This window comes from Streptomyces sp. NPDC003720 (genome assembly GCF_042875075.1).
In the GTDB taxonomy this organism is placed as follows: Bacteria; Actinomycetota; Actinomycetes; order Streptomycetales; family Streptomycetaceae; genus Streptomyces.
Window position 1 is genome coordinate 105,547 of the sequence record NZ_JBIANZ010000008.1, and the last position, 25,718, is coordinate 131,264.

The 25,718-nt window shown below is 73.6% G+C and carries 22 protein-coding genes and 1 riboswitch; of the genes, 16 read left to right on the plus strand and 6 right to left on the minus strand.

The genetic code is table 11. The features are described 5' to 3' along the window. Nucleotides 1–351 precede the first annotated feature (351 nt). The 10 genes from ACFYU0_RS22650 (at nt 352) to ACFYU0_RS22695 (ending at nt 13,910) form a co-directional block, all read left to right on the plus strand. Complete coding sequence (locus ACFYU0_RS22650; RefSeq protein ID WP_389303770.1) at nt 352–1,560, plus strand: DUF2690 domain-containing protein; 1,209 nt, start codon at nt 352–354, stop codon at nt 1,558–1,560. Between the two features lie 541 nt (nt 1,561–2,101). Next, a complete protein-coding gene (locus tag ACFYU0_RS22655) occupies nt 2,102–3,091 on the plus strand; it encodes a malate dehydrogenase (RefSeq protein WP_351670263.1) in 990 nt (329 codons plus the stop codon). A 172-nt stretch (nt 3,092–3,263) separates the two neighbouring features. Beyond that, complete coding sequence (locus ACFYU0_RS22660; protein WP_389303772.1) at nt 3,264–5,039, plus strand: hypothetical protein; 1,776 nt, start codon at nt 3,264–3,266, stop codon at nt 5,037–5,039. Continuing rightward, on the plus strand, nt 5,026–5,379 hold the full coding sequence (locus ACFYU0_RS22665; RefSeq protein ID WP_351670257.1) for a hypothetical protein: 354 nt from the start codon (nt 5,026–5,028) through the stop codon (nt 5,377–5,379). The genes ACFYU0_RS22660 and ACFYU0_RS22665 overlap by 14 nt, the downstream gene beginning before the upstream one ends. Before the next feature lie 10 nt (nt 5,380–5,389). Next, on the plus strand, nt 5,390–6,541 hold the full coding sequence (locus ACFYU0_RS22670) for a hypothetical protein (protein WP_389303773.1): 1,152 nt from the start codon (nt 5,390–5,392) through the stop codon (nt 6,539–6,541). Between the two features lie 180 nt (nt 6,542–6,721). Beyond that, entirely contained in the window at nt 6,722–8,242 is a 1,521-nt protein-coding gene (locus tag ACFYU0_RS22675; RefSeq protein ID WP_351670251.1) for an aldehyde dehydrogenase family protein, read from the plus strand. Between the two features lie 74 nt (nt 8,243–8,316). Next, nucleotides 8,317–9,849, plus strand: coding sequence for a GMC oxidoreductase (locus tag ACFYU0_RS22680; protein WP_351670248.1), 1,533 nt, complete (start codon nt 8,317–8,319; stop codon nt 9,847–9,849). Then, the gene (locus tag ACFYU0_RS22685; RefSeq protein ID WP_351670245.1) at nt 9,846–11,003 is read left to right on the plus strand and encodes a glycine betaine/L-proline ABC transporter ATP-binding protein; all 1,158 of its coding nucleotides are present in this window, start codon (nt 9,846–9,848) and stop codon (nt 11,001–11,003) included. The genes ACFYU0_RS22680 and ACFYU0_RS22685 overlap by 4 nt, the downstream gene beginning before the upstream one ends. After that, nucleotides 11,003–12,949 carry an ABC transporter permease gene (locus tag ACFYU0_RS22690; protein ID WP_389303776.1) on the plus strand — a complete coding sequence of 649 codons (1,947 nt, stop codon included), beginning with the start codon at nt 11,003–11,005 and terminating at the stop codon, nt 12,947–12,949. Before ACFYU0_RS22685 ends, ACFYU0_RS22690 begins: the two co-directional genes overlap by 1 nt. A gap of 1 nt (nt 12,950) precedes the next feature. Beyond that, nucleotides 12,951–13,910 carry an ABC transporter substrate-binding protein gene (locus ACFYU0_RS22695; RefSeq protein WP_351670239.1) on the plus strand — a complete coding sequence of 320 codons (960 nt, stop codon included), beginning with the start codon at nt 12,951–12,953 and terminating at the stop codon, nt 13,908–13,910. Nucleotides 13,911–13,916: 6 nt separating this feature from the next. Here the strand turns inward: ACFYU0_RS22695 and ACFYU0_RS22700 are convergent, their stop codons facing one another. Next, nucleotides 13,917–14,639, minus strand: coding sequence for an isocitrate lyase/phosphoenolpyruvate mutase family protein (locus ACFYU0_RS22700; RefSeq protein ID WP_389303779.1), 723 nt, complete (start codon nt 14,637–14,639; stop codon nt 13,917–13,919). A 26-nt stretch (nt 14,640–14,665) separates the two neighbouring features. Further along, nucleotides 14,666–15,166, minus strand: coding sequence for a carboxymuconolactone decarboxylase family protein (locus ACFYU0_RS22705; RefSeq protein WP_389303781.1), 501 nt, complete (start codon nt 15,164–15,166; stop codon nt 14,666–14,668). A gap of 46 nt (nt 15,167–15,212) precedes the next feature. On the opposite strand from ACFYU0_RS22705, the gene ACFYU0_RS22710 reads away from it, so the two are divergent. Then, a complete protein-coding gene (locus tag ACFYU0_RS22710) occupies nt 15,213–16,601 on the plus strand; it encodes a PLP-dependent aminotransferase family protein (RefSeq protein WP_389303783.1) in 1,389 nt (462 codons plus the stop codon). 182 nt (nt 16,602–16,783) lie between these two features. Here the strand turns inward: ACFYU0_RS22710 and ACFYU0_RS22715 are convergent, their stop codons facing one another. Beyond that, nucleotides 16,784–17,614, minus strand: coding sequence for a DMT family transporter (locus tag ACFYU0_RS22715; RefSeq protein WP_389304113.1), 831 nt, complete (start codon nt 17,612–17,614; stop codon nt 16,784–16,786). 119 nt (nt 17,615–17,733) lie between these two features. Here ACFYU0_RS22715 and ACFYU0_RS22720 point away from each other — a divergent pair, with 119 nt between their 5' ends. Together ACFYU0_RS22720 and ACFYU0_RS22725 are read left to right on the plus strand one after the other, a co-directional pair. Beyond that, nucleotides 17,734–18,075 carry a hypothetical protein gene (locus ACFYU0_RS22720; protein ID WP_351670227.1) on the plus strand — a complete coding sequence of 114 codons (342 nt, stop codon included), beginning with the start codon at nt 17,734–17,736 and terminating at the stop codon, nt 18,073–18,075. 12 nt (nt 18,076–18,087) lie between these two features. Next, nucleotides 18,088–19,272, plus strand: a complete 1,185-nt coding sequence (locus ACFYU0_RS22725) for a glutathionylspermidine synthase family protein (protein WP_351670224.1) — start codon at nt 18,088–18,090, stop codon at nt 19,270–19,272. A 41-nt stretch (nt 19,273–19,313) separates the two neighbouring features. Here the strand turns inward: ACFYU0_RS22725 and rocD are convergent, their stop codons facing one another. Next, on the minus strand, nt 19,314–20,588 hold the full coding sequence (gene rocD / locus ACFYU0_RS22730; protein WP_389303785.1) for an ornithine--oxo-acid transaminase: 1,275 nt from the start codon (nt 20,586–20,588) through the stop codon (nt 19,314–19,316). Nucleotides 20,589–20,632: 44 nt separating this feature from the next. Next, a riboswitch (ZMP/ZTP riboswitch) is annotated at nt 20,633–20,721 on the plus strand. A gap of 32 nt (nt 20,722–20,753) precedes the next feature. Between rocD and ACFYU0_RS22735 the strand changes: the two genes are divergently transcribed. Then, nucleotides 20,754–22,205, plus strand: a complete 1,452-nt coding sequence (locus ACFYU0_RS22735) for a glycine hydroxymethyltransferase (protein WP_389303786.1) — start codon at nt 20,754–20,756, stop codon at nt 22,203–22,205. 3 nt (nt 22,206–22,208) lie between these two features. Here the strand turns inward: ACFYU0_RS22735 and ACFYU0_RS22740 are convergent, their stop codons facing one another. Next, entirely contained in the window at nt 22,209–22,889 is a 681-nt protein-coding gene (locus ACFYU0_RS22740) for a hypothetical protein (protein ID WP_389303788.1), read from the minus strand. 168 nt (nt 22,890–23,057) lie between these two features. Here ACFYU0_RS22740 and trpS point away from each other — a divergent pair, with 168 nt between their 5' ends. Continuing rightward, nucleotides 23,058–24,068, plus strand: coding sequence for a tryptophan--tRNA ligase (gene trpS, locus ACFYU0_RS22745; RefSeq protein WP_389303790.1), 1,011 nt, complete (start codon nt 23,058–23,060; stop codon nt 24,066–24,068). A 147-nt stretch (nt 24,069–24,215) separates the two neighbouring features. Then, nucleotides 24,216–24,794: a 2'-5' RNA ligase family protein gene (locus ACFYU0_RS22750; protein ID WP_351670209.1), complete on the plus strand. Its 579-nt coding sequence runs from the start codon at nt 24,216–24,218 to the stop codon at nt 24,792–24,794. A gap of 46 nt (nt 24,795–24,840) precedes the next feature. On the opposite strand, the gene ACFYU0_RS22755 is transcribed toward ACFYU0_RS22750, so the two are convergent. Beyond that, the gene (locus ACFYU0_RS22755; RefSeq protein ID WP_351670206.1) at nt 24,841–25,596 is read right to left on the minus strand and encodes a decaprenylphospho-beta-D-erythro-pentofuranosid-2-ulose 2-reductase; all 756 of its coding nucleotides are present in this window, start codon (nt 25,594–25,596) and stop codon (nt 24,841–24,843) included. Nucleotides 25,597–25,718: the final 122 nt, after the last annotated feature.

The window sequence follows — 25,718 nt, forward strand, 5'->3', positions numbered from 1 at the left end:
ACGTAAGCCTTCCCTGACGTGAAGGGCCAGTTCAACGGCTGTCCGCGCGCTGTGGCACGGAAGTGACCGTTCCGCTACGGTGTCGGCGCACTGCCACATGTGTGCGAGCCGTGTCGCTGACCCGGTGAATCGGCGCTACGTTACGAAGGCTCCGTGGAGGCGGGTGCGCGGCCGGTGAACCCGGTGCTCCCGTGCGCCCCCGCTCCGGGAACTGGGATCCTTGGTCGGCGCATCCCTGTGGGTAGGCCAGAACGATGTCGCGCCGGGAACGGACCGGACGGCGCGAGGGCCACGCGCGGGAACGGCGCGGGGAACCAACAGCACCAACCGGGGGGAAGAGGGGGAAGCACGATGCCTCGATGGAAAGCCTTGCCGGACGAGCTGGATCCGCAGATCAAGGAGTTCACGAGCCAGTTGCGGGCGCTCGTGGACCGCAGCGGTCTGAGCATCGCGGCGCTGGCGGACCGGACCGGCTACAGCAAGACGTCCTGGGAGCGCTACCTGGGCGGCCGGCTGCTCGCTCCCAAGGGCGCGATCGTGGCCCTCGCCGAGGTCACCGGAACCAACCCGGTCCACCTCACCACCATGTGGGAGCTGGCCGAGCGGGCCTGGAGCCGTGCGGAGATGCGGCACGACCGGACCATGGAGCAGATTCGTATCTCCCAGGCCCGCGCCGCACTGGGGGAGTTCGGCGGGGCCGAGGCGGAGGCCCGGGCGTCGGGCGGCACGCGGACGGCCCACCGGGGCGCCGGGGCCGGCGCGGCCCCGGGTGCCGCAACCGATCCCGCCGGCGCTCCGCCGCGGGTTCCGGCCCAGCCGACGGCGTCCGACGCCGAGGACCGCGAGCGGGCGGCCCGTGGCACGGCCCCCGAGGTCAACTCCTGGGGTCTGGCGGGCTATGAGGGCCCGTCACGGGCGAGCGGCCGCCCGGGTACGCGCCCGGGTACGCGCCCGGCTACGCGTCCGGTGACCCTGCCGGACGGTGCGGGCCACCCGCCGGTCGCGCCGCCCCCGTACGGCGGGCAGCGGCCGCCGGGCCCCGCCGACGGCCGTCCCGCCACGAGAGCGGGCGGCAGACGGCGGCTGACGGTGTTCCTCGCGGGCGCCGGCGCCCTCCTCCTCGTCGTCGTGGCCGTCTTCCTGTACACGCACCGGGGCGGCGGCAAGGCCGAGGGCGCGACGAAGCGGCCCTCCCCGGCCGCCAGCACCGGCCCCAGCCTGCCCGCCGGGGTGAAGTGCGCCGGCTCCGCCTGCACCGGCAAGGACGCGGAGGCGATGGGCTGCAGCGGCAGCCTGGTGACCACCGCGAAGACGGCCACCGTCGGCGCCACCACCCTGGAGGTCCGCTACAGCCGGACCTGCGGCGCCGCCTGGGGGCGGATAACCGGCGGCGTCCAGGGCGACCAGGTCCAGGTCTCGGCCGGCAAGGCGCGCCAGAAGGGCGACATCACCACCGCCGGGGACACCATCGCCTACACGCCGATGGTCGCCGTGAAGGACGCGGCCGAGGCCGAGGCCTGCGCGACCCTCGCCTCCGGGCAGACGGGCTGCACGAAGTAGCGGCCGCGGGACGGCGCACCGGCAGCACTGGCGGACCGGGGCGACGGGAGGGGCGGACCGGCGGGAGGCCGGCGACGGGACGGACCGGCGGGCAGGGCTGCGACGGGGCGGACCGGCGGGCGGGCCGGCAACGGGACGGACCGGCGGGAGGCCGGCGACGGGGCGGACCGGCGGGCGGGGCGGCAACGGGACGGACCGGCGGGCGAGGCGCAAGCGGAAGGACCCGTTCGGGTGGATTTCGGGGGCGGGACGCATGGGCCCCGGCATGCCGGGAACGCGATCCGTACCCCCACGGGAGTCCGGCAGTCCGGTCCCCCCGGCGGCCGTCCCCGTCCCCTTCCCCCGGACGGGCGGCCGCCTCCTCCGTGCCCCCGTGACCGCCCCTGCGACCCGGCAGCACGACTTGTGGGCTGGGCCACAGGGCCCCGGACGTCTCGCATGGCGGATGCGCGATAGCCTGATCGCTGGATTCTCTTGACGCCAAGAGATCGATCATCCGGGGCCGTGCCGCCCCACCGCCAGCTGTCATACGGAGAACGCCATGACCCGCACTCCCGTGAACGTCACCGTCACCGGCGCGGCCGGCCAGATCGGTTACGCCCTGCTCTTCCGCATCGCCTCCGGCCAGCTGCTCGGCGCGGACGTGCCGGTCAAGCTGCGCCTCCTGGAGATCACGCCCGCGCTGAAGGCCGCCGAGGGCACGGCCATGGAGCTGGACGACTGCGCCTTCCCGCTCCTTCAGGGCATCGAGATCAGCGACGACCCGAACGTCGCCTTCGACGGCGCGAACGTGGCCCTGCTCGTCGGCGCCCGCCCCCGCACCAAGGGCATGGAGCGCGGCGACCTGCTGGAGGCCAACGGCGGCATCTTCAAGCCGCAGGGCAAGGCCATCAACGACCACGCCGCGGACGACATCAAGGTCCTGGTCGTCGGCAACCCGGCCAACACCAACGCGCTGATCGCCCAGGCCGCCGCGCCGGACGTACCGGCCGAGCGCTTCACCGCGATGACCCGCCTCGACCACAACCGCGCGCTGACCCAGCTCGCGAAGAAGACGGGCTCGACGGTCGCCGACATCAAGCGCCTGACGATCTGGGGCAACCACTCCGCCACCCAGTACCCGGACATCTTCCACGCCACGGTCGCCGGCAAGAACGCCGCCGAGGTCGTGAACGACGAGAAGTGGCTGGCCGAGGACTTCATCCCGACCGTCGCCAAGCGCGGCGCCGCGATCATCGAGGCCCGTGGCGCCTCGTCCGCCGCCTCCGCCGCCAACGCCGCCATCGACCACGTGCACACGTGGGTCAACGGCACCGCCGAGGGCGACTGGACCTCCATGGGCATCCCGTCGGACGGCTCCTACGGCGTCCCGGAGGGCCTGATCTCCTCCTTCCCGGTCACCACCAAGGACGGCAAGTACGAGATCGTCCAGGGCCTGGACATCAACGAGTTCTCCCGCGCCCGCATCGACGCCTCCGTCAAGGAGCTCGAGGAGGAGCGCGAGGCGGTCCGCGGTCTCGGCCTCATCTGAGCACGACCGCGGCGGCGACGCCGTGCACCCGAGCGGCCCCGCTCCGGTTCTCCGGAGCGGGGCCGCTCGCGTGCGTACGCGAACCCGGGCCGGTGTCACACCGTTGCCCTATGCTGATGGCTCGTCAACTCATCTCTTCACGGAGTGACTTACCACGCCTCGGGGGAATCGCGTGAACACCGCATCCGTGCCGCAGCAACCGCAGCCGACGCCTGCGACGGCGCCTTCCGCAGCGCCGTCCACCCCACCGCACGCCAGCGAGGCCACCCGGCTGCTGTGCGCGGGCACGTACCTGGACCCCGGTTACCGGGACCGGGTGATCGACGAACTGCACCTCAACGAGCAGCGGTTCGTGGCGCCCTCGCTCGGTCTCGACGCCGCCCGCGTCCTCGCGCACGCCCTGCGCGCCCGCAGGCAGGAGCTCCAGTGGGCCGGGGCGATCTTCGGCCTGTGGCTGCTGGGAGCGGTGCTGACCCAGGGCCTGCTGGCCCTCTACGTGCTGCCCAGCCTGTACCTGGCGATCGGTGTCTGGATCCGGGGCCGCGCGCCGGTGGCCCCGCTGTACCGGACGGTGCCGGCCTTCTTCTTCCGCTGGTGGGGCCGCATCCTGCTCGCGGTGATGGCGGTGTTCACGGTGATCGCCGCGTTCGCCGGCGGGGACGACGGCCCGTCGTCCGGTTCCTACGGGAGCCCGTACGACCCGTACGACTCGTACGGGACCTCCGACTCGCCCGGCCTGAGCGACGTCTTCCTGCCCGGCTCCGGCGACGCCGGGACCCACTTCAAGCCCTGGCAGGCCTGGGCCGCCCTGGTGGTCCTCGCGCTCGTCGCGGTGTGCCTGGCGGGTCAGCGGGGCCAGTTCGCGCGCGTCCTGGCCGGCGAGCTGTCCCCGCAGCGCTTCCCCGACGCCGCCGACGACCCCGCCGAACAGGGCGAGAACCGGCGCTTCCAGTGGCTCAGGCACCGCATCCGCACGGAACAGCACGCGCCGCTGATCATGTACAACGAGGCGCGCCCGTTCTGCGGGGCCGGGCAGGCGCAGCAGGACTGGGTGCTGGCCGTCGAGCTGAAGCCCGACGCGCTGAAGAAGCGGCAGCAGCCGATCAGCAACCGGCTGGTGCTGGAGAAGATCCGGCCGCTGGTGGAGCGGCTCCGGCTGCCCGCCGAGTACGCGGGGCCCGGGGTGCGCGACCGGCTGCGCTGGCTGGAGATCGACGAGTGCGTGTTCCTGCCCGCCGAGGGTCTGCTGCGCCGCGACGACGCGCCGTACCAGCAGCAGGCCTTCGAGCAGCACCGGGCGCACGCGGTCGAGGAGGGCGCCGAGAAGCGCCGGCACTTCCTGCGCATCCGCGTCGGCGGCTGGGAGGAGGAGCTGGTCGTCACCGTCTTCGTGCGCGTCCACACCCAGGGCCGCATGCTCATGCTGGAGATCGCGCCGCACGTGCTGCAGCCGGTGCGCCCGCTCTTCAAGGAGGCCGACCGCGCCGCCCACCGGTACCGGCACAACAGCGCACTGGGCAAGGCGGTCTGGGCCGTCGCCCGGGTGCCGGTCTCGCCGGCCCGGTCCCTGATCGTCCTCGGCAGGGCGGTGGCGTACGGCTGGCGGCTGCTCACCGGCGGGTACGCGAACGCGCTGCCGGACGGTCCCGCACTGTCCGTCCGGGAGCTGGGCTCGGCCGACGCCGGTTCGCAGTTCCAGGAGATGGACGCCTCCCGCTACCTGAAGAGCATCCAGGACCGGGTGGCGAACGGCGTGCGCGCCGCGCTCGCCGAAGCCGGCTACCAGACCGGCGAGTTCGTCCAGCAGGTCAACAACATCAGCAACGGGGGCGTGCACATCGGCCGCGTCGAGGGCAGCACCTTCGCCGTCGGCGACAACTCCTCCGCCTCCTCCACCAACGGCGGCGGCGAGCCGCGGAAGGGAGCCGACGCACATGGCGACGAATGAGCCGGGGGTCAGCATCGGCGACGTCTCGCACAGCACCTTCGCCATCGGCGACCACGCGCACGCCGAGAGCCACCACGGCACGGCCGCGCCGCGAGACGCGGCGGCCGAGGAGCTGCTGCTCGCCGTGCGGGAACTGCGCGCCGACCTGGCGCGGGTGCGGGCCGACGACCGGACGGCGGAACTCGACGCCGCCCTCGCGGACACGGAGGACGAGATCACCCGCACCGGCCAGGCCGCCCCCTCCCGGCGCGAGCGCCTGCGCCGGCTGCTCGACGACTCCCAGGCGCTGGTCGGCCTGCTCGCCTCGGCGGGCACGCTGGCCGGCCTGGTGGGGCTGTGAGGCGGACGCCATGAGCGGGGGAGCGCGGTACTGGAACGAGGAGACCCAGCGCTGGGAGGACAGCGAGGGAGGTCAGGCCGGCGCACCGGTGACACCGCCGCCGCCGGCCATGCCGGACCGGGCGCCCGGGTGGCCGCCGGCCGGACCGCGGACGGCCGCCGAGGGCGGGTCCGTCCCGACGGACCCCGTCCCGCCGGAGTCCGTCCCTCCGATGCCGTCGGCGCCGTTCGCGCCCGCGGCGCCCGAGCAGGCGCCGGCCGCACCGCCGGCGCCGTGGCCGGACCCGTCCGGCGCCCCGCACGGGTCCTGGCCGGGCGCCTCCGCCGGCCCGCCGGGCGGACCGGGCGGCCTCGAAACGGGTGGCGGCGGTGCGGGCTGGTCCTCGCCCGAATGGCCCGTGCCGACCGTGCCGCCCGGGCCGGCGCAGGCGCGCACCGGCGGGCCCAGCCGCAGGACGGTCTGGGCCGTCGTCGTGGGCGCCGCCGTGGTCGGCGTCGCCACGAGCCTCGTCCTCACCCTCGTGGTCGGGTCGGATGATCACGACCGGCCCGCACCGGCGGTCGGCTCGCCGAGCGCCTCCGCGGTCACGGACTCACCGGCGCCGTCCGGCGACCCGTCCGGCTCCGCGTCCCCCTCGCCGGAGGAGACCACGCCCTCCGCCTCGGCGAGCCCGCTGCCCGCGGACTGGGAGTCCTACGACGACGCCGAGGGCTTCCGGATCGCACGGCCCAAGGGCTGGTCACGCTCCTCGCTTCCCTCCTCCTACGGCATCAGGATCGTCAACTACCGCAGTCCGGACCGCGAGCACCGGCTGCAGATCTACCAGGTGGCGGAGGCGTCCCCGGACGAGTCGTTCGCGACGTACCTGTCCGGCCAGACCGCCAAGCCGCCGGGGTTCAAGAAGCTCGCCCTGCTGAATCTCGACGAGGGCGACTTCGTCGGCTCGCGCATGGAGTACGTGGCCGACAGCATCAGGAACGAGCCGGACGTCGGCCGCTGGCACGTCTACGACGAGCGCTTCATGGCCGTCGACGGACGGATCTACGCCGTCGCCGCCTACGGCCCCGACAAGAACGGCGGCGCCGACGAGCTGAGGCTGCTCGACACCGCCCTGAGCGGGTTCTGCCCGCCCGACACGGGCTGTGACGCACCGATGGACTGAGCGCCGCGCCGTAGATAACCCGTTTCTGTCCGTTTTCGCACGAATTTTCAGTGACGCCGCGCACTGTGGGCCACTGATTCGGCATGCATGCCCGGGGTCGTGGGCAGGCGGCGACGGTCCCTGAGCACGCCGCCTGCGTGACACACGGGCACCGAACAGGAACGGAAGGCAATACCGATCATGGCGGACAGAACGGAACGACAGGACCAGGCGACCATTCACGCGGGAGGGGAATGGTCCACGGCGGCCTCCGGCGCGACGCGCGAGATCCTCGACCCCGCGGACGCCCGGCGGTTCGCCCTGGTCGCGGAGGGCGACGAGAAGGACGCGGAACGGGCGGTGGCCGCCGCCCGGCAGGCGTTCGACCACGGGCCGTGGCCGAGCACGCCGGTCGCCGAGCGCGCCGCGCTGCTGCGCCGCGTCGCCGGCCTCCTCGTGCGCGACCGCGAGGAACTCGGCCTGCTGGAGAGCCGGGACGCGGGCAAGACCGTCGAGGAGGGCCGCGTCGACATCGACTGCGTCGCCGACGCCTTCCGCTACTTCGCCGACCTGGTCGCGGGCGAGGCCCCCGGCCGGGTGGTCGACGCGGGCTCACCCGACGTCCACAGCGTCGTGGTCCACGAGCCGGTCGGCGTCTGCGCGCTGATCACCCCCTGGAACTACCCGCTGCTCCAGGCGAGCTGGAAGATCGCCCCCGCGCTCGCGGCCGGCAACACCTTCGTCGTCAAGCCCAGCGAGATCACCCCGATGACGACCATCGCGCTGATCGACCTGCTCCGCGAGGCCGGTCTGCCCGACGGCGTCGCCAACCTGGTCACCGGCCCTGGCCACACCGTGGGCGCCCGGCTCGCCGAGCACCCCGACGTCGACCTGGTCTCCTTCACCGGCGGCCTGGTCAGCGGCACCAAGGTCGCCCAGGCCGCCGCCCCCACCGTCAAGAAGGTCGCCCTCGAACTCGGCGGCAAGAACCCCAACGTGGTCTTCGCCGACGCCTGCGCCACCGAGGAGGGCTTCGACACCGCCGTCGACCAGGCCCTCAACGCCGCCTTCATCCACAGCGGCCAGGTCTGCTCGGCGGGCGGCCGGCTGATCGTCGAGGAGTCCGTCCGGGAGCGCTTCGTCACCGAACTCGCCCGCCGCGCCCAGCGGATCAGGCTCGGCCGGGGCACCGAGGACGGCGTCGAGTGCGGCCCGCTCGTCTCCGCGCAGCAGCGCGCCAAGGTCGAGTCGTACGTCGCCTCCGCGCTCGAGGAGGGCGCGGTGCTCCGCTGCGGCGGCAAGCGCCCCGAGCCGTCCGAGACCCGTCCGGAGAGCGGCTACTTCTACGAGCCGACCGTGCTCGACGCCTGCCACCGCGAGATGCGCGTCGTACGCGAGGAGGTCTTCGGCCCGGTCCTCACCGTCGAGACCTTCCGCACCGAGGACGAGGCGGTGTTCCTCGCCAACGACACCGAGTACGGCCTCGCGGGCGCCGTCTGGACCGCCGACGCGGGCCGCGCCCGGCGCGTGGCGGGACGGCTGCGCCACGGCACCGTCTGGATCAACGACTTCCACCCCTACCTGCCGCAGGCGGAGTGGGGCGGCTTCGGCAGGAGCGGCACCGGGCGTGAACTCGGCCCCGCCGGCCTCGCCGAGTACCGCGAGACCAAGCACGTCTACCAGAACCTGGCGCCGAAGCCGGTGCGCTGGTTCGCCGGCTGAGCCCCCACCAGCCCCGCCGGCGAACCGCTTTCCGCACCCTGAACTTCCTCCCACCCCCCAGGAGTAACCACCCGATGCCCGATCACACCCACGAATTCGACTACGTCGTCATCGGCGGCGGAACAGCCGGTTCCGTCATCGCCTCGCGGCTTACGGAGAACCCGGACGTGACCGTCGCCGTCATCGAGGGCGGCCCCAGCGACGTCGGCCGCGACGACGTGCTGACGCTGCGCCGCTGGATGGGCCTGCTCGGCGGTGAACTCGACTACGACTACCCGACCACCGAACAGCCCCGCGGCAACTCGCACATCCGGCACAGCCGGGCCCGGGTGCTGGGCGGCTGCTCGTCCCACAACACCCTCATCTCCTTCAAGCCGCTGCCGTCCGACTGGGACGAGTGGGAGGAGGCCGGCGCCAAGGGCTGGGGCGCCGTGCCCATGGAGGCGTACTTCGCCCGCCTGAAGAACAACATCGTCTCCGTCGACGAGAAGGACCGAAACGCCATCGCCCGCGACTTCGTCGACGCCGCGCAGAGCGCGCTCGGCGTCCCGCGCGTCGAGGGCTTCAACAAGAAGCCGTTCACCGAGGGCGTCGGCTTCTTCGACCTCGCCTACCACCCCGAGGACAACAAGCGCTCCTCCGCGTCGGTGGCGTACCTGCACCCCGTCATGGACGAACGGCCCAACCTCCACATCCTGCTGGAGACCTGGGCGTACCGGCTGGAGCTTGACGGCACCCGCGCCGAGGGCGTGCACGTGCGCACCAAGGACGGCGAGGAACTGCTGATACGGGCCCGCAACGAGGTCGTGCTGTGCGCGGGCGCCGTCGACTCTCCCCGCCTGCTGATGCACTCCGGCATCGGCCCGCGCGAGGACCTGGAGGCGCTCGGCATCCCCGTCGCGCACGACCTGCCCGGCGTGGGCGAGAACCTGCTCGACCACCCGGAGTCGGTGATCGTCTGGGAGACCGACGGGCCGATCCCGGAGAACTCCGCGATGGACTCCGACGCGGGCCTGTTCGTGCGCCGCGACCCCGGACACCAGGGCCCCGACCTGATGTTCCACTTCTACCAGATCCCGTTCACCGACAACCCGGAGCGACTGGGCTACCGGCGGCCGGAGTTCGGCGTCTCGATGACCCCGAACATCCCCAAGCCGAAGAGCCGCGGCCGCCTCTACCTCACCAGCGCCGACCCGTCCGTGAAGCCCGCGCTCGACTTCCGCTACTTCACCGACGAGGACGACTACGACGCGCGGACCCTGGTCGACGGCATCCGCATCGCCCGCGAGATCGCCAAGACCGAGCCGCTGGCCGGCTGGCTCAAGCGCGAGGTCTGCCCCGGCCCCGAGGTCCAGGGCGACGCCGAACTGAGCGAGTACGCCCGCAAGGTCGCGCACACCGTCTACCACCCGGCCGGTACCTGCCGCATGGGCGCCGCCGAGGACCCGCTCGCCGTCGTCGACCCGGAGCTGCGCGTGCGCGGCCTCGACGGCATCCGTATCGCCGACGCCTCCGTCTTCCCGACCATGACGGCGGTCAACCCGATGATCGGGGTGCTCATGGTCGGGGAGAAGGCCGTCGATCTGATCGGAGGTGACGCGCGATGACGCTCACCGTTCCCACCCGTAAGCCGCCCACCACGGACGCCCCCGTCTTCTCGGTCGACGGACTGTGGAAGGTGTTCGGCCCCAAGGCCGGCCGGGTCCCGGGCGACCCGGAGCTGAGCGCCCTCGGCCCCGCCGAGCTGCGCTCGCGCACCGGCTGCACGGCCGCCGTCCGGGACGTCTCCTTCGACGTCCGCAAGGGCGAGGTCTTCGTGGTGATGGGCCTGTCCGGCTCCGGCAAGTCCACCCTCGTGCGCTGTCTGACCCGGCTCATCGAGCCCACCGCCGGAACCATCGCCATCGACGGCGAGGACGTGCGCGCCATGGACCGCACCCGGCTGCGCGAACTGCGCCGCCACCGTGCCGCGATGGTCTTCCAGCACTTCGGCCTGCTCCCGCACCGCACGGTCCTCGACAACGTCGCCTACGGCCTGGAGATCCAGGGCGTCGGCCGGTCCGAGCGGCGCGAGCGGGCCGCCGAGGTGGTCGCCAAGGTCGGCCTCGAAGGCATGGAGAAGCGCCGTCCCGCCCAGCTCTCCGGCGGTCAGCGCCAGCGCGTCGGACTCGCCCGCGCGCTCGCCGTCGACCCCGAGGTACTCCTCTTCGACGAGCCGTTCAGCGCCCTCGACCCGCTGATCCGGCGCGACATGCAGGAGGAGGTGGCCCGCCTGCACAGCGAGGAGGGCCGCACGATGGTCTTCATCACCCACGACCTCTCCGAGGCGCTGAAGCTCGGCGACCGGATCGCCCTGATGCGCGACGGCCGCGTCGTCCAGCTCGGCACGCCCGAGGAGATCGTCTCCGCCCCGGCCGACGACTACGTCCGCGAGTTCGTCCGGGACGTGCCGCGCGAACAGGTGGTGACCTGCCGCAGCGCCATGCGCCCCGCGTCCCTCGAGGAGGCCGGCAGCGGTCCCGCCGTCCGCCCGGAGGCCACCGTCGCCGAGGCCATCGAGGCGGTGGCCCGCGCCGGCGCCCCGGCCCGCGTGATGAACCAGGGCAAGTGCGTCGGGGTGGTCGGACACGAGCAACTGCTGGGCGTGGTCGCCGGCACCGGGTCCACGCCGGCCGCCGGGGTCGGCGCCGGCGCCGCCGTGCCCGCCCAGGGCGAGGAGGCGACCCCGCCCGCCCTCAGCACCGGCACGGAGGGCGTCTGATGGCAACGGTCACCGCGACAGCCCCCCGTACGCACCTCCCCGGCGTCCTGAGACACCGCGCCGCGGCGAAGCTCCTCGTGCTCGCCGTGGCCGCGGCGGTCGTCGTGCCCCTCGTCAACAGCCGCTGGGGCAGCGCGTCCTGGCCCGGCGCCCTCACCGTCGACCTCTCCAAGCCCCTGGCCTCCGCCAGCGACTGGGTGATCGACAACCGCGACAGCCACCCGCTGTTCCTCTACTTCTTCGGCTACATCAGCAACGCGGTCGTCCTGTCCGTGCGCGCCGTCTACCTCGCCCTGCTCGCCGCGGGCTGGGCCGGCGTCACCGCCCTCGGAGCCCTGGTCGCCTGGCGCGTCGCCGGTGTCCGGCTGGCAGCGGGCACCGCCGCCGCCCTGCTGGCCTGCGGCGTGCTCGGCATGTGGGTGCCGACCATGCAGACCCTGGCCCTCATGGTGGTGGCCGTCCTCGTCTCCGTGGCCGTGGGCGCCCTGCTCGGCCTGGCCGCCGGCCTCTCCGACCGGCTGGACCGCGCGCTGCGCCCGGTGCTGGACACCATGCAGGTGCTCCCGGCGTTCGCCTACCTCCTCCCCGTCGTCCTGGTCTTCGGCATCGGCGTGCCCGCGGCCGTGCTCGCCACCGTCGTCTACGCCGCCCCGCCGATGGCCCGGCTCACCGCGCTCGGTCTGCGCGGCGCGGACCCCGAGGTCCTGGAGGCCGTGGAGTCGCTCGGCGCCACCGCGCGCCAGCGGCTGCTGACGGCCCGCATCCCGCTGGCCCGCAAGGAACTCCTGCTCGGCCTCAACCAGACGATCATGATGGCCCTGTCCATGGCCGTCATCGCCTCCGTCATCGGCGCCGGCGGCCTCGGCGACCGCGTCTACCAGGCCCTCGCCTCCGTCGACGTGGGCGCGGCCCTCGCCGCGGGCATCCCGATCGTCCTGCTGGCGGTCGTCCTGGACCGCGTCACCGCCGCGGCCGGCGACGGCGTCCAGGCGGCCGACCGCCCGCGCACCATCGGCTGGCCCTACGCCCTCGCCGTCACCGCGGCCGTCGCCCTGGCCACCCGCCTGCTCGGCGCCCTCGACTGGCCCGGCGGCTGGACCCTGCCGATCGCCGAGCCCGTCAACCGCGCCGTCGACTGGATGACGGCCCACCTGTACTCCGGCGTCCCGGTCGTCGGCGGCACCGCCGACTGGGCGGGCCACTTCACCACCTGGGTGCTCGACCCGGTCCGCGACGGACTGCAGTGGCTGCCCTGGTGGGCGGTGCTGCTGATCGTCGCCGCCCTCGCCTGGCTGATCGGCACCTGGCGCACCGCCCTGACCGCCGTCCTCGCCATGGCCGCCATCGGCGTGCTCGGGGTGTGGAAGCCGTCCCTCGACACCCTCTCCCAGGTGCTCGCCGCCGTCGCCGTCACCCTCGTCCTGGGCCTCGCCACCGGCATCGCCGTGGCCCGCAGCGACCGCGTCGAACGCGCGCTGCGGCCCGTGCTGGACGTCTTCCAGACGATGCCGCAGCTCGTGTACCTGATCCCGGTCGTCGCCCTGTTCGGCGTCGGCCGCGCCCCGGCCGTCGCCGCGGCCGTCGTGTACGCGCTGCCGGCCGTCGTCCGGATCACCGCCCAGGGCCTGCGCCAGGTCGACCCGGCCGCCCTGGAGTCCGCGCGCTCGCTCGGCGCGACCGGCCGCCAGCAGCTCTGGCAGGTGCAGCTCCCGCTGGCCCGCCGTTCGCTGCTGCTCGCCGTCAACCAGGGCGTGGTCCTGGTCCTCGCCGTCGTCATCATCGGCGGCCTGGTCGGGGGCGGCGCCCTCGGCTACGACGTCGCCTTCGGACTCGCCCAGGGCGACCTGGCGACCGGCCTGGTGGCCGGCGCGGCCATCGTCTGCCTGGGCCTGATGCTCGACCGGGTGACCCAGCCCACCGAACGGCGCGCGAAGAAGGGAGCGTGACATGCGATTCCGTACGACTCTCACGGTGGCCGCGGGCGTGTCCGCGCTCGCGCTGCTGACCGGCTGCGGCGCCGCCGACATGACCAAGCAGGCCAGCCCGTTCGCCAACGCGCGGGGCTCGAAGACCGTCACCCTGTCCGTGCAGTCCTGGGTGGGCGCCCAGTCCAACGTGGCCGTCGCCCAGTACCTGCTGGAGCACAAGCTGGGCTACCGCGTCGACACCGTCCAGGTCGACGAGGTGCCCGCGTGGGACGCGCTCAGCCAGGGCCGGGTCGACGCCATCCTGGAGGACTGGGGGCATCCGGACCAGGAGAAGCGGTACGTCGAGGACAAGAAGACGATCGCGCCCGGCGGCGGCCTCGGGGTGACCGGCCACATCGGCTGGTACGTCCCCGCCTACCTGGTCAAGCAGCACCCGGACATCACCGACTGGCACAACCTGAACAAGTACGCCTCCCTCTTCCGCACCGCGGAGAGCGGCGGCAAGGGCCAGCTCATGGACGGCTCCCCGTCCTACGTCACCAACGACAAGGCGCTGGTGAAGAACCTGAAGCTGGACTACCAGGTCGTCTTCGCCGGTTCCGAGGCGGCGCAGATCACCCAGATGAAGCAGTTCGCCAAGGAGAAGAAGCCCTTCCTCACGTACTGGTACGCGCCGCAGTGGCTGTTCAAGAAGGTCCCCATGACCGAGGTGAAGCTGCCGCCGTACAAGGAGGGCTGCGACGCGGACCCGGCGAAGATCACCTGCGCCTACCCGCACACCCCGCTGCAGAAGTACCTGAACTCCGGCTTCGCGAAGTCCGGGGGCGAGGCGGCGGCCTTCCTGAAGAAGTTCAAGTGGACGACCGAGGACCAGAACGAGGTCTCCCTGATGATCGCCGACCAGAAGCTGAGCCCGCAGGACGCGGCGAAGAAGTGGGTGGACAGCCACCCGTCCGTCTGGAAGAAGTGGCTGTCCTGACCCGGCTCAGCGCAGTCCGGCGACGATCTCGCCCAGCGCGGCCGCGGCCCGCCGCTGGAGTCCCGGACCGAACGTGACGCGAGTGGCCCCGAGTCCGCCGAGCACGGCGGGCGAGGGGCCCTCGCCGTCCAGCCGGGCCGCCATGTTGATCGGGCCCTGGATGCCGGACCGCAGCAGGGGCAGCACATCGGCCGGCGCGAGGATCGGGTACACGCAGTCCGCGCCCGCCGCCACGTACAGCGCGGCACGGGCGATGGCCTGCTCCGGGTCGCCGTCGCCGTGGACGAAGGTGTCGACCCGGGCGTTGACGAACAGCCGGTCGGCGGCGGCCGAGCGGACCCCGGCGAGGTAGTCGGCGTGCTCGTGCGGGTCCTTGAGGACACCCCCCGCTCCCGAGTCCTCGAGGTTGCAGCCCACGGCCCCCGCCTCCAGCAGCCGCTCCACCAGTTCGGCCGGCGCGAGCCCGTAGCCGCCCTCGACGTCCGCCGACACCGGCACGTCCACCGCCCGGGCGATCCGGGCCACCGCCGCGAACATCTCGTCGGCGGGGGTCTCGCCGTCCTCGTAGCCGAGGGAGGCGGCGATGCCGGCACTGGGCGTGGCCAGCGCCGGGAAGCCGGCCTCGACGCACGTCCGGGCGCTCGCCGCGTCCCACGGGCCGGGCAGCACCAGCGGGTCCCCCTGGGGGCGCCGGCGGTGCAGCGCGCGGAACAGGTCCGCCCCGCTCACGGCCGGCGGCCCCTCGGCGGGGCGGCTCACCCGTGCTGTCCCGGCTGGTAGTGGCCCGGCGCCATCCGGGTGGTCACGCCGAAGCGGTTCCAGGCGTTGATCACCGCGATCGCGGCGATCAGCCGCGCCAGCTCGGCCTCGTCGAACCGCTTGGCGGCCCGCTCGTACACCTCGTCCGGCACGAAGCCGTCGGTCAGCACGGTGACCGCCTCGGTCAGCTCGATCGCCGCCAGCTCCTTCTCGGTGTAGAAGTGCCGGGACTCCTCCCAGGCGCTGAGCTGCACGATCCGCTCCACGCTCTCGCCCGCCGCCAGAGCGTCCTTGGTGTGCATGTCGAGGCAGAAGGCGCAGTGGTTGAGCTGTGAGGCGCGGATCTTCACCAGCTCGTACAGCTTGGGGTCGAGGCCCTGCCTGGCGGCGGTGTCCAGGCGGACCATCGCCTTGTAGACCTCGGGCGCGTGCCGGGCCCACTCCAGGCGCGGGGTGTGTTCGGTGGCGTACTCGACGGTTTCCTGTGCGCTGCTCATGGTTCGACCCTAGGAGCCGGGCAGCCCAGGAGTATGGTCCATTCCCATGGCGAATTCCTGGGCCAATCTGGGCGTCGACCTCCATCTGGAGCCGGCCGGGACCAGCGGGCTGCGCCGCGGTCTGACCGACGCGCTGCGGGACGCGGTCCGCACCGGCCGCCTCGCCCCCGGCACCCGGCTGCCGTCCTCCCGCTCCCTCGCCGGCGACCTCGGCATCGCCCGCAACACGGTCGCCGAGGCCTACGCCGACCTGGTCGCCGAGGGCTGGCTCACCGCCCGCCAGGGCTCCGGCACCCGGGTGGCCCCACGGGCGGTGATCCCGCCGGCCGCGGACGCGCCCCGGCGCCGGCCACCGGGCCGCCCGGCGTACAGCCTCCTGCCCGGCAGCCCCGACCTCACCGCCTTCCCGCGCACCGAGTGGCTCAAGGCGGCCCGCCGCGCCCTGGCCGCCGCCCCGTCCGACGCCCTCGGCTACGGCGACCCGCGCGGACGCCCCGAACTGCGCACCGCCCTGGCCGGCTACCTCTCCCGCGTCCGGGGCGTCCGCGCAGACCCGGAGACGATCCTGATCACCGCCGGTTTCTCGCACGCCCTGCGCGTCCTCGGCACGCTGCTGCGGGCCCGCGGGGTGCGCTCGGTGGCGGTGGAGTCCTACGGGCTCGACGCCCACTGGGGTCTGCTGCACGACGCGGGTCTCGCCACGCCCGCCCTGCCGTACGACGAACTGGGCACCGACACAGGCGCGTTGACCGGCGAGGGCGCCGTCCTCCTCACACCCGCCCACCAGTTCCCCATGGGCACGGCCCTGCACCCGGACCGGCGGACGGCGGTGGTGGAGTGGGCGCGGCGCACCGGCTCCCTGGTCCTGGAGGACGACTACGACGGCGAGTTCCGCTACGACCGCCAGCCCGTCGGCGCCCTCCAGGGCCTGGACCCCGGCCGGGTCGTCCACCTCGGCACCGCCAGCAAGTCCCTCGCCCCCGGTCTGCGGCTGGGCTGGATGGTCCTGCCGCCCTCGCTGGTGGAGGAGGCGGCCGCGGCCAAGGGCCGGATCGACACCGTGGGCGTGCTGGACCAGCTCACCCTGGCCGAGTTCCTCACCTCCGGCGCCTACGACCGGCACGTCCGCTCCGCCCGGCTGCGCTACCGGCGCCGCCGTGACGCCCTCACCGCCGCCGTCGCCGAGCGCGCGCCCGGCGTCCGGGTCACCGGGATCGCGGCCGGCCTGCACGCGGTGCTGCGGCTGCCGCCCGGCAGCGAACAGCCGGTGGTGCAGGCCGCGACCTGGCAGGGCCTGGCCCTGCACGGCCTGTCCTACCACCGGCACCCGCAGGCCCTCGCCGAACCGGCCGACGCCCTGGTCGTCGGCTACGGGACCCCACCGGACAGCGCCTGGCCGGCAGCCCTGGAAGCCCTGTGCCGGGCCCTGCCGTGACGACAGGGCCTGTCACCCACGAGCGGGCACTTCCCGGGTCCTCCTCCGACTCCGGCGGCTGCCTCCGGTCCTGATCCGGATCGGAGTCGGCCCCCTTCGGCCCCGCCCCCCCCGCGGACGTCTCCGGGTCCAGAGCCGGCCCAGGCCGCGTTCCTCCGGTCCGAAGCCGGCGCTGGGTCGTCTCACTCCTCCGCGGCCGCCGTGGCCGGTGCCTCGCCGAAGCGGGCCAGGGCCAGGGCGCCCGCCACCGCGACCGCGAAGCCGAGCGCCGCCAGCCAGCCCAGGCCCTCCCGGGTGCGGTCGCCGAGCCAGACGACGCCCACCGCCGCCGGGCCGATCGTCTCGCCGATCACCATGCCGGCCGTCGCGGTGGTCACCGAGCCGCGTTGCAGGGCCGACGTCAGCAGCACGAAGGCGGCGCCGCCGCCGATCAGGAGGGCGTAGGACGCCGGGTTCGTGAGCAGATGAGCCGGACGCAGCGAGTCGACCAGCCGGACCGCCACCTCCACCACCCCGAACCCGAAACCCGCCCCGAGACCCAGCACGAGGGCCCGCATCCGCCCCGACAGCCGCCCACCCAGCAGAGCGAGCACCGCCATGCCGGCCGCCGTCGCGAGCATCGCCCATCTCAGGGCGGGCGAACCGCCCTCCTCGCCCTCCGGTCCGGCCGCCAGCCCCAGCATCGCGAGCCCGGCGCACACCACGCCCACCGCGCCCCACTCCGTGCCGCTGAGCCGCACCCGCAGCAGACGTGCCGCGACCACGGCCGTCACCGCCAGGCTGGCGGCGAGCGCCGCGCTCACCGCGTAGATGGGGATCGAGCGCAGCGCCGCGATCTGGAACAGGAAACCGAGACCGTCCAGCGCGAGACCCGCCAGGTACCGCCACTGCCGCAGGGCCCGCAGCAGCAGGGCGACCTCGCCGCCCCCGCCCGTGCCGGCCTGCCGCGCGGCCATCGCCTGCAACACCGTCGCGGTACCGAAGCAGACCGCCGCGCCGAGGGCGCACACCATTCCGAACAGCACGAACCGACTCTAGGCGAGCGCGAGATCGCCGGGCCCCTTGCGGGGACCCGCGCACCCCCGCCTAGGCTGACCGCCGCACACCGCACAGCAGACGGGGGATCCACCACATGGCGAACACACGCGCGCAACTGCGCTCCACCACGGTCGTCCTCGGCGGCATGGGCCTGCTCGCCGCCGCCCTCACGGCCTGCTCCTCCTCCCCGGACAAGCGCTGCGTCGACCGGGACAGCTACCGCCTCGCCAAGGGCTACCAGGTCGTCTCCGACAAGAACTGCAAGTCCGCCAAGTCCACGGTGAACGGCTCCTGGTACTACGGCGGAAAGAAGAAGGGCTCCTGGGTGAGCGGCGGCTCCTTCACCAAGCCGAGCAAGGGCTCGGGCGGGTCCTCGGGCGGCGGCGGGGTGCACCGCGGCGGCTTCGGCGGCGGCAAGGGCGGCTCCGGCGGCTGAACGGCACACACCATGGAACGCCGAACCATCACCCCCCGCCCCGGCTGGCAGCGGACGGTCGAGGAGCAGGGGCTCGTCTATCCGCTCACCCGCCACCCCGACGGCTCCCTGCGCCCCTACTGGGACGAGAGCGCCTACTATGCCTTCACCCTGCCCGAGATCGAGGCGCTGGAGGAGACCGTCGCGGAACTGCACCGCATGTGCCTGGCCGCCGCCGGGCACATCGTGGCGAAGGACCGTTTCGCCGAACTCGGCGTCACCGACCCGCGGGTCGTCGCGGCCGTCACCGAGGCCTGGCACCGCCGCGCCGAACTCCCCACCGTGTACGGCCGGTTCGATCTCCGCTACGACGGCGCCGGCCCGGCGAAACTGCTGGAGTACAACGCGGACACCCCCACCTCGCTGGTCGAGGCCGCCTCCCCCCAGTGGTTCTGGATGGAGGAGCGCTTCCCCGGCGCCGACCAGTGGAACTCGCTGCACGAGCGCCTGGTCGACGCCTGGCGCGAGCAGGCCGCGCTGCTCCCGCCGGGCAGCCCGCTGCACTTCGCGCACTCCTCGGCCGACGAACTCGGCGAGGACCTGATGACGGTCGCCTATCTCAAGGAGACCGCCGAGCAGGCCGGACTCGAGACCGACTGGATCTCCATGGAGGAGATCGGCTGGGACACCCTCTCCGGCCGGTTCGTGGACAACGGACTCCGGTTCATCCGTGCCGTGTTCAAGCTCTACCCCTGGGAGTGGCTCACCACCGACGCGTTCGCCGGGCACGTCCTCGACACCCTCGACAACGGCGGCGGCAGCGGCACCACCCTGTGGATCGAGCCCGCCTGGAAGATGCTGCTGAGCAACAAGGCCCTGCTGGCCGTCCTCTGGGAGCTGTACCCCGGCCACCCGAACCTGCTCCCCGCCCACCTCGACGGCCCGCGCGAACTCGCCCGCACCACCGGCTACGTGGCCAAGCCCCTGCTGGGCCGCGAGGGCGAGGGCGTCACCGTGCACGAGCCGGGCGCGCCCCCGGCCGTACGCGACGAGCCCTGCTGCTACCAGCAGTTGGCCCCGCTGCCCGCCTTCGACGGCAACCACGTCGTCCTCGGCGCCTGGACGGTCCGGGACGAACCGGCCGGCCTGGGCATCCGGGAGTCCTCGGGCCTGATCACCGACGGGTACGCCCGCTTCCTGCCCCACGTCATCCTCTAGCCGCCGCCGGGGCCGGGCCCGGACGCTCCGGCGCGCGGCCCTCAGCCGCCCAGCACGGCCTCCAGCCGGTCGAGCCCGAAGTCCAGGTCCTCCTCGGCGATGACCAGCGGCGGCGCGATCCGGACGGTCGAGCCGTGGGTGTCCTTCACCAGCACGCCCCGCTCCATCAGCCGCTCCGACACCTGACGCGCGGTGCCGGCCCGCGGCGCGACGTCCACGCCCGCCCACAGTCCGCGCCCGCGCACCGCCGTCACCGCGTCCCCGCCGAGCAGCCCGCGCAGCCGCCGGTGCAGCCGCTCGCCCAGCTCGGCCGCCCGCGCCTGGTACTCGCCGGTGCGCAGCATCGCGATCACCTCCAGCGCCACCGCGCAGGCCAGCGGGTTCCCGCCGAACGTCGACCCGTGCTCGCCCGGCCGGAAGACACCGAGCACCTCCGCGCTCGACACCACCGCCGACACCGGCAGGATCCCGCCGCCCAGCGCCTTGCCCAGCACGTACACGTCCGGCACCACCCCCTCGTGCTCGCACGCGAAGGTACGCCCGGTCCGCCCCAGACCCGACTGGACCTCGTCCGCGACGAAGAGCACGTTCCGCTCCCGGGTCAGCTCCCGCACCCCGGCCAGATAGCCGGCCGGGGGCACGATCACCCCCGACTCGCCCTGGACCGGCTCCAGCAGCACGGCGACGGTGTTCTCGGTGAGCGCCCGCCGCATCGCGGTCAGGTCGCCGTACGGGACGATCTCGAACCCCGGTGTGTACGGCCCGAAGTCCGCGCGGGCCTCCGGATCGGTCGAGAAGCTGATCACCGTCGTCGTACGCCCGTGGAAGTTGCCGCCCGCGACCACCACCTTCGCCATCTCCGCGGGCACCCCCTTCACCCGGTAACCCCACTTCCGCGCCGTCTTCACCGCGCTCTCCACGGCCTCCGTGCCGGTGTTCACGGGCAGCACCATCTCCATGCCGCACAGCTCGGCCAGCTCGGTGCAGAAGGCCGCGAACCGGTCGTGGTGGAAGGCGCGGGACGTCAGCGTCACCCGCGCGAGCTGCCGCTCGGCCGCCTCGACGAGGCGCGGGTGGCCGTGCCCGAAGTTCAGCGCGGAGTACCCAGCCAGCAGGTCCAGGTACCGGCGTCCCGCCACGTCCGTCAGCCACGCCCCCTCGGCCGTGGCCACGACGACCGGCAGCGGACGGTAGATGGGCGCGCTGTGCGCCTCGGCGGCGGCGATGAGGTCTTCAGCAGTGGGCACGGCCTCTCCCGGATACGACGGTGACTCTCCCGGACACGACGGTGGCCCCCTTCCTATCCCCGCTCGCATGGTGGACGCGGGATCTCCCGGTTCCGGCGCGCCCGGTAGGCTGATCAGCGGGTCGTGACTGGCGCGCAGGGATGGGACGGACCATCGGGGAGCGGCCCGACGGGAAACAGTGCCGTGCGCCTGGGCCGAACGTGAACGCTGAACGCACGCCGTCCGGAGGTCCCCATGCCAGAGCAGAAGTCCCTCTCCACCGAGTCCACGGCCTTCCGCGCCGCACTCGACGTCATCCGCACGGTCGAACCGCGGGTCGCCGACGCCATCGGCCAGGAGGTCACCGACCAGCGCGCGATGCTCAAGCTGATCGCCTCCGAGAACTACGCCTCCCCGGCCACCCTGCTGGCGATGGGCAACTGGTTCAGCGACAAGTACGCCGAGGGCACGGTCGGCCGCCGCTTCTACGCCGGCTGCCGCAACGTCGACACCGTCGAGTCCCTGGCCGCCGAGCACGCCCGCGAGCTGTTCGGCGCCCGGCACGCCTACGTCCAGCCGCACTCCGGCATCGACGCCAACCTCGTCGCCTTCTGGGCCGTCCTCGCCGACCGCGTCGAGGTCCCCTTCCTGGAGAAGACCGGCGCCCGCCAGGTCAACGACCTCACCGAGGCCGACTGGGCCGAGCTGCGCCAGGCCTTCGGCAACCAGCGCATGCTCGGCATGTCCCTGGACGCCGGCGGCCACCTCACCCACGGCTTCCGCCCCAACATCTCGGGCAAGATGTTCGACCAGCGGTCCTACGGCACCGACCCGGCCACCGGCCTCATCGACTACGAGGCGCTGCGCGCCCAGGCCCGCGAGTTCAAGCCGCTGATCATCGTGGCCGGCTACTCCGCCTACCCGCGCCTGGTGAACTTCCGCGTCATGCGGGAGATCGCCGACGAGGTCGGGGCGACCCTGATGGTCGACATGGCCCACTTCGCCGGCCTGGTCGCCGGCAAGGTCCTCACCGGCGACTTCGACCCGGTCCCGCACGCCCAGATCGTCACCACGACCACCCACAAGTCCCTGCGCGGCCCGCGCGGCGGCATGGTCCTGTGCGACGACTCCCTGAAGGACCAGGTCGACCGCGGCTGCCCGATGGTGCTCGGCGGCCCGCTGCCGCACGTGATGGCCGCCAAGGCCGTCGCCCTCGCCGAGGCCCGGCAGCCCTCCTTCCAGGACTACGCCCGGCGCATCGTCGACAACTCCCGCGCCCTCGCCGAGGGCCTGTCGCGCCGCGGCGCCACCCTGGTCACCGGCGGCACGGACAACCACCTCAACCTGATCGACGTGGCCGGCTCCTACGGCCTCACCGGCCGCCAGGCCGAGGCGGCCCTGCTGGACGCCGGCATCGTCACCAACCGCAACGCCATCCCGGCCGACCCGAACGGCGCCTGGTACACCTCCGGCATCCGCGTCGGCACCCCCGCCCTGACCACCCGGGGCCTCGGCACCGCCGAGATGGACGAGGTCGCCGGCCTCATCGACCGCGTGCTCACCACCACCGAGCCCGGCACCACCAAGTCCGGCGCCCCCTCCAAGGCCCAGCACATCCTCGACCCGAAGATCGCGGACGAGATCTCCCGCCGGGCCACCGACCTGGTCGCGGGCTTCCCGCTCTACCCCGAGGTCGACCTCGGCTGACCCTCACAGGTCGATCAGCTCCTGACGAGGCTCCCCGCGCGGCGGCCCGGTGCGACGCCGCTCCGCCGCCCGGCGGACCAGGAGAGTGCCGGCGGCCCCGGCGGCGAGCCCGCCGGCGGCCGCCCACCACGGCTCGACGGCGGACCACGACCGGCTCCGGCCCGGGGCGGCGGGCGCCGGCGCGCCGAGCAGCCCCGCACGGTCCAGCCGGTCGTAGAGGTCCCGCCGCGCCGGGTGCCAGCGGATGTCGTCGTCCTGCACGTCCGGCGCGGGGTCCGTGCGCACCCAGGGTGTGCCGTCCCCGGCGAGGAAGAGCTGGTCCACCCGCTCGACGGCCGTGTCCCCGCCCGGCGCCCGGCTGGTCTGCGGCCAGCCGCCCACACCGGTCAGGCCCCACACCACGGTGACCCGCACCCGCGGGTACCGCCCCCGGGTCCAGGCCCGGGGCACCGGCCGCGTGCCCGTGTACCCGGGCCGCAGCAGCTCGTGGAGCCGCTCGAAGGACGGCTCGCCGGAGGCCACCGCCCGCGGCGCGCCGTCGCCGTTCGGAATGATCATCACCACATCGGGTGGATCGGTTTGCGCCGCCCGCGCCGCCCCCGGCGCCCCCAGGGCGAGCGCTCCCGCGACCGCCGCCGCCCAGGCGGCCCGCGCCCGCCTCGGCCGTGTCCCCCGTACGCCCATAGACCCTCCCCTTCGGTGTCCCACCCTTGTTACACCCCGCGGACCGGATCGCGCCCCGCCTGTTTGCCACCCGTTCCGGATCGCCGCCCGTTACCTGAGAGAATGGTGAACATGGCCAACGACCGCCCACCCGTCGCCCACCACCGCCCTCAGGGGAATGGCTCCGCCATGCAGCGTCCTCCGCGTGTGCTCTCCGGAATCCAGCCCACCGCGGGCTCGTTCCACCTCGGCAACTACCTCGGCGCCGTCCGCCAGTGGGTGGCCCTCCAGGAGTCCCACGACGCGTTCTACATGGTCGTCGACCTGCACGCGATCACCGTCCCGCAGGACCCGGCCCAGCTCCGCGCCAACACCAGGCTGGCCGCCGCGCAGTTGCTGGCCGCCGGTCTCGACCCGGACCGCTGCACCCTCTTCGTGCAGAGCCACGTCCCCGAGCACGCCCAGCTCGCCTGGGTCATGAACTGCCTCACCGGCTTCGGCGAGGCCTCGCGCATGACCCAGTTCAAGGACAAGTCCGCCAAGCAGGGCGCCGACCGGGCCTCCGTCGGCCTGTTCACGTACCCGGTCCTGCAGGTCGCGGACATCCTGCTGTACCAGGCCAACGAGGTGCCGGTCGGCGAGGACCAGCGCCAGCACATCGAGCTGACCCGGGATCTGGCCGAGCGGTTCAACGGGCGGTTCGGCGAGACCTTCACCGTCCCGAAGCCGTACATCCTCAAGGAGACGGCGAAGATCTACGACCTGCAGGATCCGACGGTCAAGATGAGCAAGTCGGCGTCCACCCCCAAGGGCCTGATCAACCTGCTCGACGAGCCGAAGGCGACGGCGAAGAAGGTCAGGAGCGCGGTCACCGACACCGACACGGTGATCCGCTACGACACCGAGAACAAGCCGGGCGTCTCCAACCTCCTCACCATCTTCTCCACCCTCACCGGCCGCACGATCGACGAGCTGGAGAAGGACTACGAGGGCAAGATGTACGGGGCGCTCAAGACGGACCTCGCGGACGCCATGGTGGAGTTCGTGACGCCGTTCCGGGAGCGCACCCAGCAGTACCTGGAGGACCCCGAGACGCTCGACTCGGTCCTGGCCAAGGGCGCGGAGAAGGCGCGGGCCGTGGCCGCGGAGACGCTCGCGCAGGCGTACGACCGCGTGGGTTTCCTGCCGGCCAAGCACTGAGCGGTACCGAGGCGTGCGACCGCACGCGCACCCGAGCGGGCGGAGCGCTGCACATCACTGCCGCCGCGCCTGCCCACGGGACACCCGTGGCCGTACAGTCGATAACCGACGGGTGAGAAGAAAACAGACACGACGAGGGGAGACGACGTGGGGACCGTAACGATCGGCGTGTCGATCGCGGTCCCGGAGCCTCACGGCAGCCTGCTCCAGGAGCGGCGCGCGGGCTTCGGCGACGCCGCGGCTCACGGCATCCCCTCGCATGTCACCCTGCTGCCGCCGACCGAGGTGGACGAGGCCGACCTGCCGGCGGTGGACGCCCACCTGAGAGGGGTCGCGGCCGCCGGGCGGCCGTTCCCGATGCGGCTGTCCGGGACCGGTACCTTCCGGCCGCTGTCGCCGGTCGTCTACGTGTGCGTCGTGCAGGGCGCCGAGGACTGCTCCTGGCTGCAGCAGCGGGTCCGCGACGCCTCCGGGCCGGTGCCGCGGGAGCTGCAGTTCCCGTACCATCCGCACGTGACGGTCGCGCACGGCATCGACGAGGCGGCCATGGACCGCGCGTTCGAGGAGCTGGCCGGCTTCGAGGCGGAGTGGCCGTGCACCGGGTTCGCGCTGCACGAGCAGGGCGCCGACGGGGTGTGGCGCAAGCTCCGGGAGTACCCGTTCGGCGGATCCGTGGTGCCGCCGCAGGCGGGGCACCTGGACCGCGGCACGATCGCCAGCCGGTAGCCGCCGCCTCCCCCCACCCGCGGAAGGCTCCCGCACGGGGCTCCCCCTAGAGGGGCAGTCTGCGGAAGACCGTCCGCGGCGCGTGCCGCAGCACCGCCATCACCAGGCGCAGGAAGCCCGGCACCCACACGGTCTCCGAGCGGCGGCGCAGGCCCAGTTCGACGGCCGTGGCGACCGCCTCGGGCGTGGTGGCGAACGGCGCCCTGGGCAGGGCGGCGGTCCTGGGCGTGACGACGAAGCCGGGGCGCACGACCATGACGTGCACCCCGGTGCCGTACAGCGCGTCGCCGAGACCCTGCGCGAAGGTGTCGAGCCCGGCCTTGCTGGAGCCGTAGATGAAGTCCACCCGGCGGGCGCGTTCGCCGGCGATGGAGGACAGGACCACCAGCGAGCCGTGGCCCTGGGTCTGCAGCGCGCGGGCCGCCACCAGGCCCGCCGACACGGCTCCGGTGTAGTTGGTCTGCGCGACCTGGACGGCGCGCAGCGGTTCCCGCTCGTCGTGGGCCTGGTCGCCGAGGACGCCGAAGGCCAGCAGCACCAGATCGACGTCGCCCTCGGCGAACACCTTGCCGAGTACCGGCTCGTGGGACTCGGGGTCCAGGGCGTCGAAGGCGAGGGTGTGGACGTCCGCGCCCAGCGCGCGCAGACCCTCGGCCGCCCGCTCCAGGCCGGGCGAGGGGCGGCCCGCCAGCCGGACGGTCCGGGCGCCACGGGCGATCAGGCGGCGCACGGTGGCGAGCGCGATCTCGGAGGTGCCGCCGAGGACGAGCAGGGACCGGGGGAGGGGTTCGAGGTCGGGCATGCCGGCGACCGTACCGCCCCCGCCCGGGCGACCGGCCGGAGAACATAACCCCGCTCGGCGGAACGGGTGATTAATGGGATGTCACTCAATAGTGTTGCCGCGCCCGCACATCGGGTCCTGGT

What these genes read in the sequence shown, in the direction of transcription:
- ACFYU0_RS22650 (WP_389303770.1), top strand. Translation starts at nt 352, where the DNA reads ATGCCTCGATGGAAAGCCTTGCCGGACGAGCTGGATCCGCAGATCAAG.
- ACFYU0_RS22655 (WP_351670263.1), top strand. Translation starts at nt 2,102, where the DNA reads ATGACCCGCACTCCCGTGAACGTCACCGTCACCGGCGCGGCCGGCCAG.
- ACFYU0_RS22665 (WP_351670257.1), top strand. Translation starts at nt 5,026, where the DNA reads ATGGCGACGAATGAGCCGGGGGTCAGCATCGGCGACGTCTCGCACAGC.
- ACFYU0_RS22670 (WP_389303773.1), top strand. Translation starts at nt 5,390, where the DNA reads ATGAGCGGGGGAGCGCGGTACTGGAACGAGGAGACCCAGCGCTGGGAG.
- ACFYU0_RS22675 (WP_351670251.1), top strand. Translation starts at nt 6,722, where the DNA reads ATGGCGGACAGAACGGAACGACAGGACCAGGCGACCATTCACGCGGGA.
- ACFYU0_RS22680 (WP_351670248.1), top strand. Translation starts at nt 8,317, where the DNA reads ATGCCCGATCACACCCACGAATTCGACTACGTCGTCATCGGCGGCGGA.
- ACFYU0_RS22685 (WP_351670245.1), top strand. Translation starts at nt 9,846, where the DNA reads ATGACGCTCACCGTTCCCACCCGTAAGCCGCCCACCACGGACGCCCCC.
- ACFYU0_RS22690 (WP_389303776.1), top strand. Translation starts at nt 11,003, where the DNA reads ATGGCAACGGTCACCGCGACAGCCCCCCGTACGCACCTCCCCGGCGTC.
- ACFYU0_RS22695 (WP_351670239.1), top strand. Translation starts at nt 12,951, where the DNA reads ATGCGATTCCGTACGACTCTCACGGTGGCCGCGGGCGTGTCCGCGCTC.
- ACFYU0_RS22705 (WP_389303781.1), bottom strand. Translation starts at nt 15,166, where the DNA reads ATGAGCAGCGCACAGGAAACCGTCGAGTACGCCACCGAACACACCCCG.
- ACFYU0_RS22710 (WP_389303783.1), top strand. Translation starts at nt 15,213, where the DNA reads ATGGCGAATTCCTGGGCCAATCTGGGCGTCGACCTCCATCTGGAGCCG.
- ACFYU0_RS22715 (WP_389304113.1), bottom strand. Translation starts at nt 17,614, where the DNA reads ATGGTGTGCGCCCTCGGCGCGGCGGTCTGCTTCGGTACCGCGACGGTG.
- ACFYU0_RS22720 (WP_351670227.1), top strand. Translation starts at nt 17,734, where the DNA reads ATGGCGAACACACGCGCGCAACTGCGCTCCACCACGGTCGTCCTCGGC.
- ACFYU0_RS22725 (WP_351670224.1), top strand. Translation starts at nt 18,088, where the DNA reads ATGGAACGCCGAACCATCACCCCCCGCCCCGGCTGGCAGCGGACGGTC.
- rocD (WP_389303785.1), bottom strand. Translation starts at nt 20,588, where the DNA reads ATGCGAGCGGGGATAGGAAGGGGGCCACCGTCGTGTCCGGGAGAGTCA.
- ACFYU0_RS22735 (WP_389303786.1), top strand. Translation starts at nt 20,754, where the DNA reads ATGCCAGAGCAGAAGTCCCTCTCCACCGAGTCCACGGCCTTCCGCGCC.
- ACFYU0_RS22740 (WP_389303788.1), bottom strand. Translation starts at nt 22,889, where the DNA reads ATGGGCGTACGGGGGACACGGCCGAGGCGGGCGCGGGCCGCCTGGGCG.
- trpS (WP_389303790.1), top strand. Translation starts at nt 23,058, where the DNA reads ATGCAGCGTCCTCCGCGTGTGCTCTCCGGAATCCAGCCCACCGCGGGC.
- ACFYU0_RS22755 (WP_351670206.1), bottom strand. Translation starts at nt 25,596, where the DNA reads ATGCCCGACCTCGAACCCCTCCCCCGGTCCCTGCTCGTCCTCGGCGGC.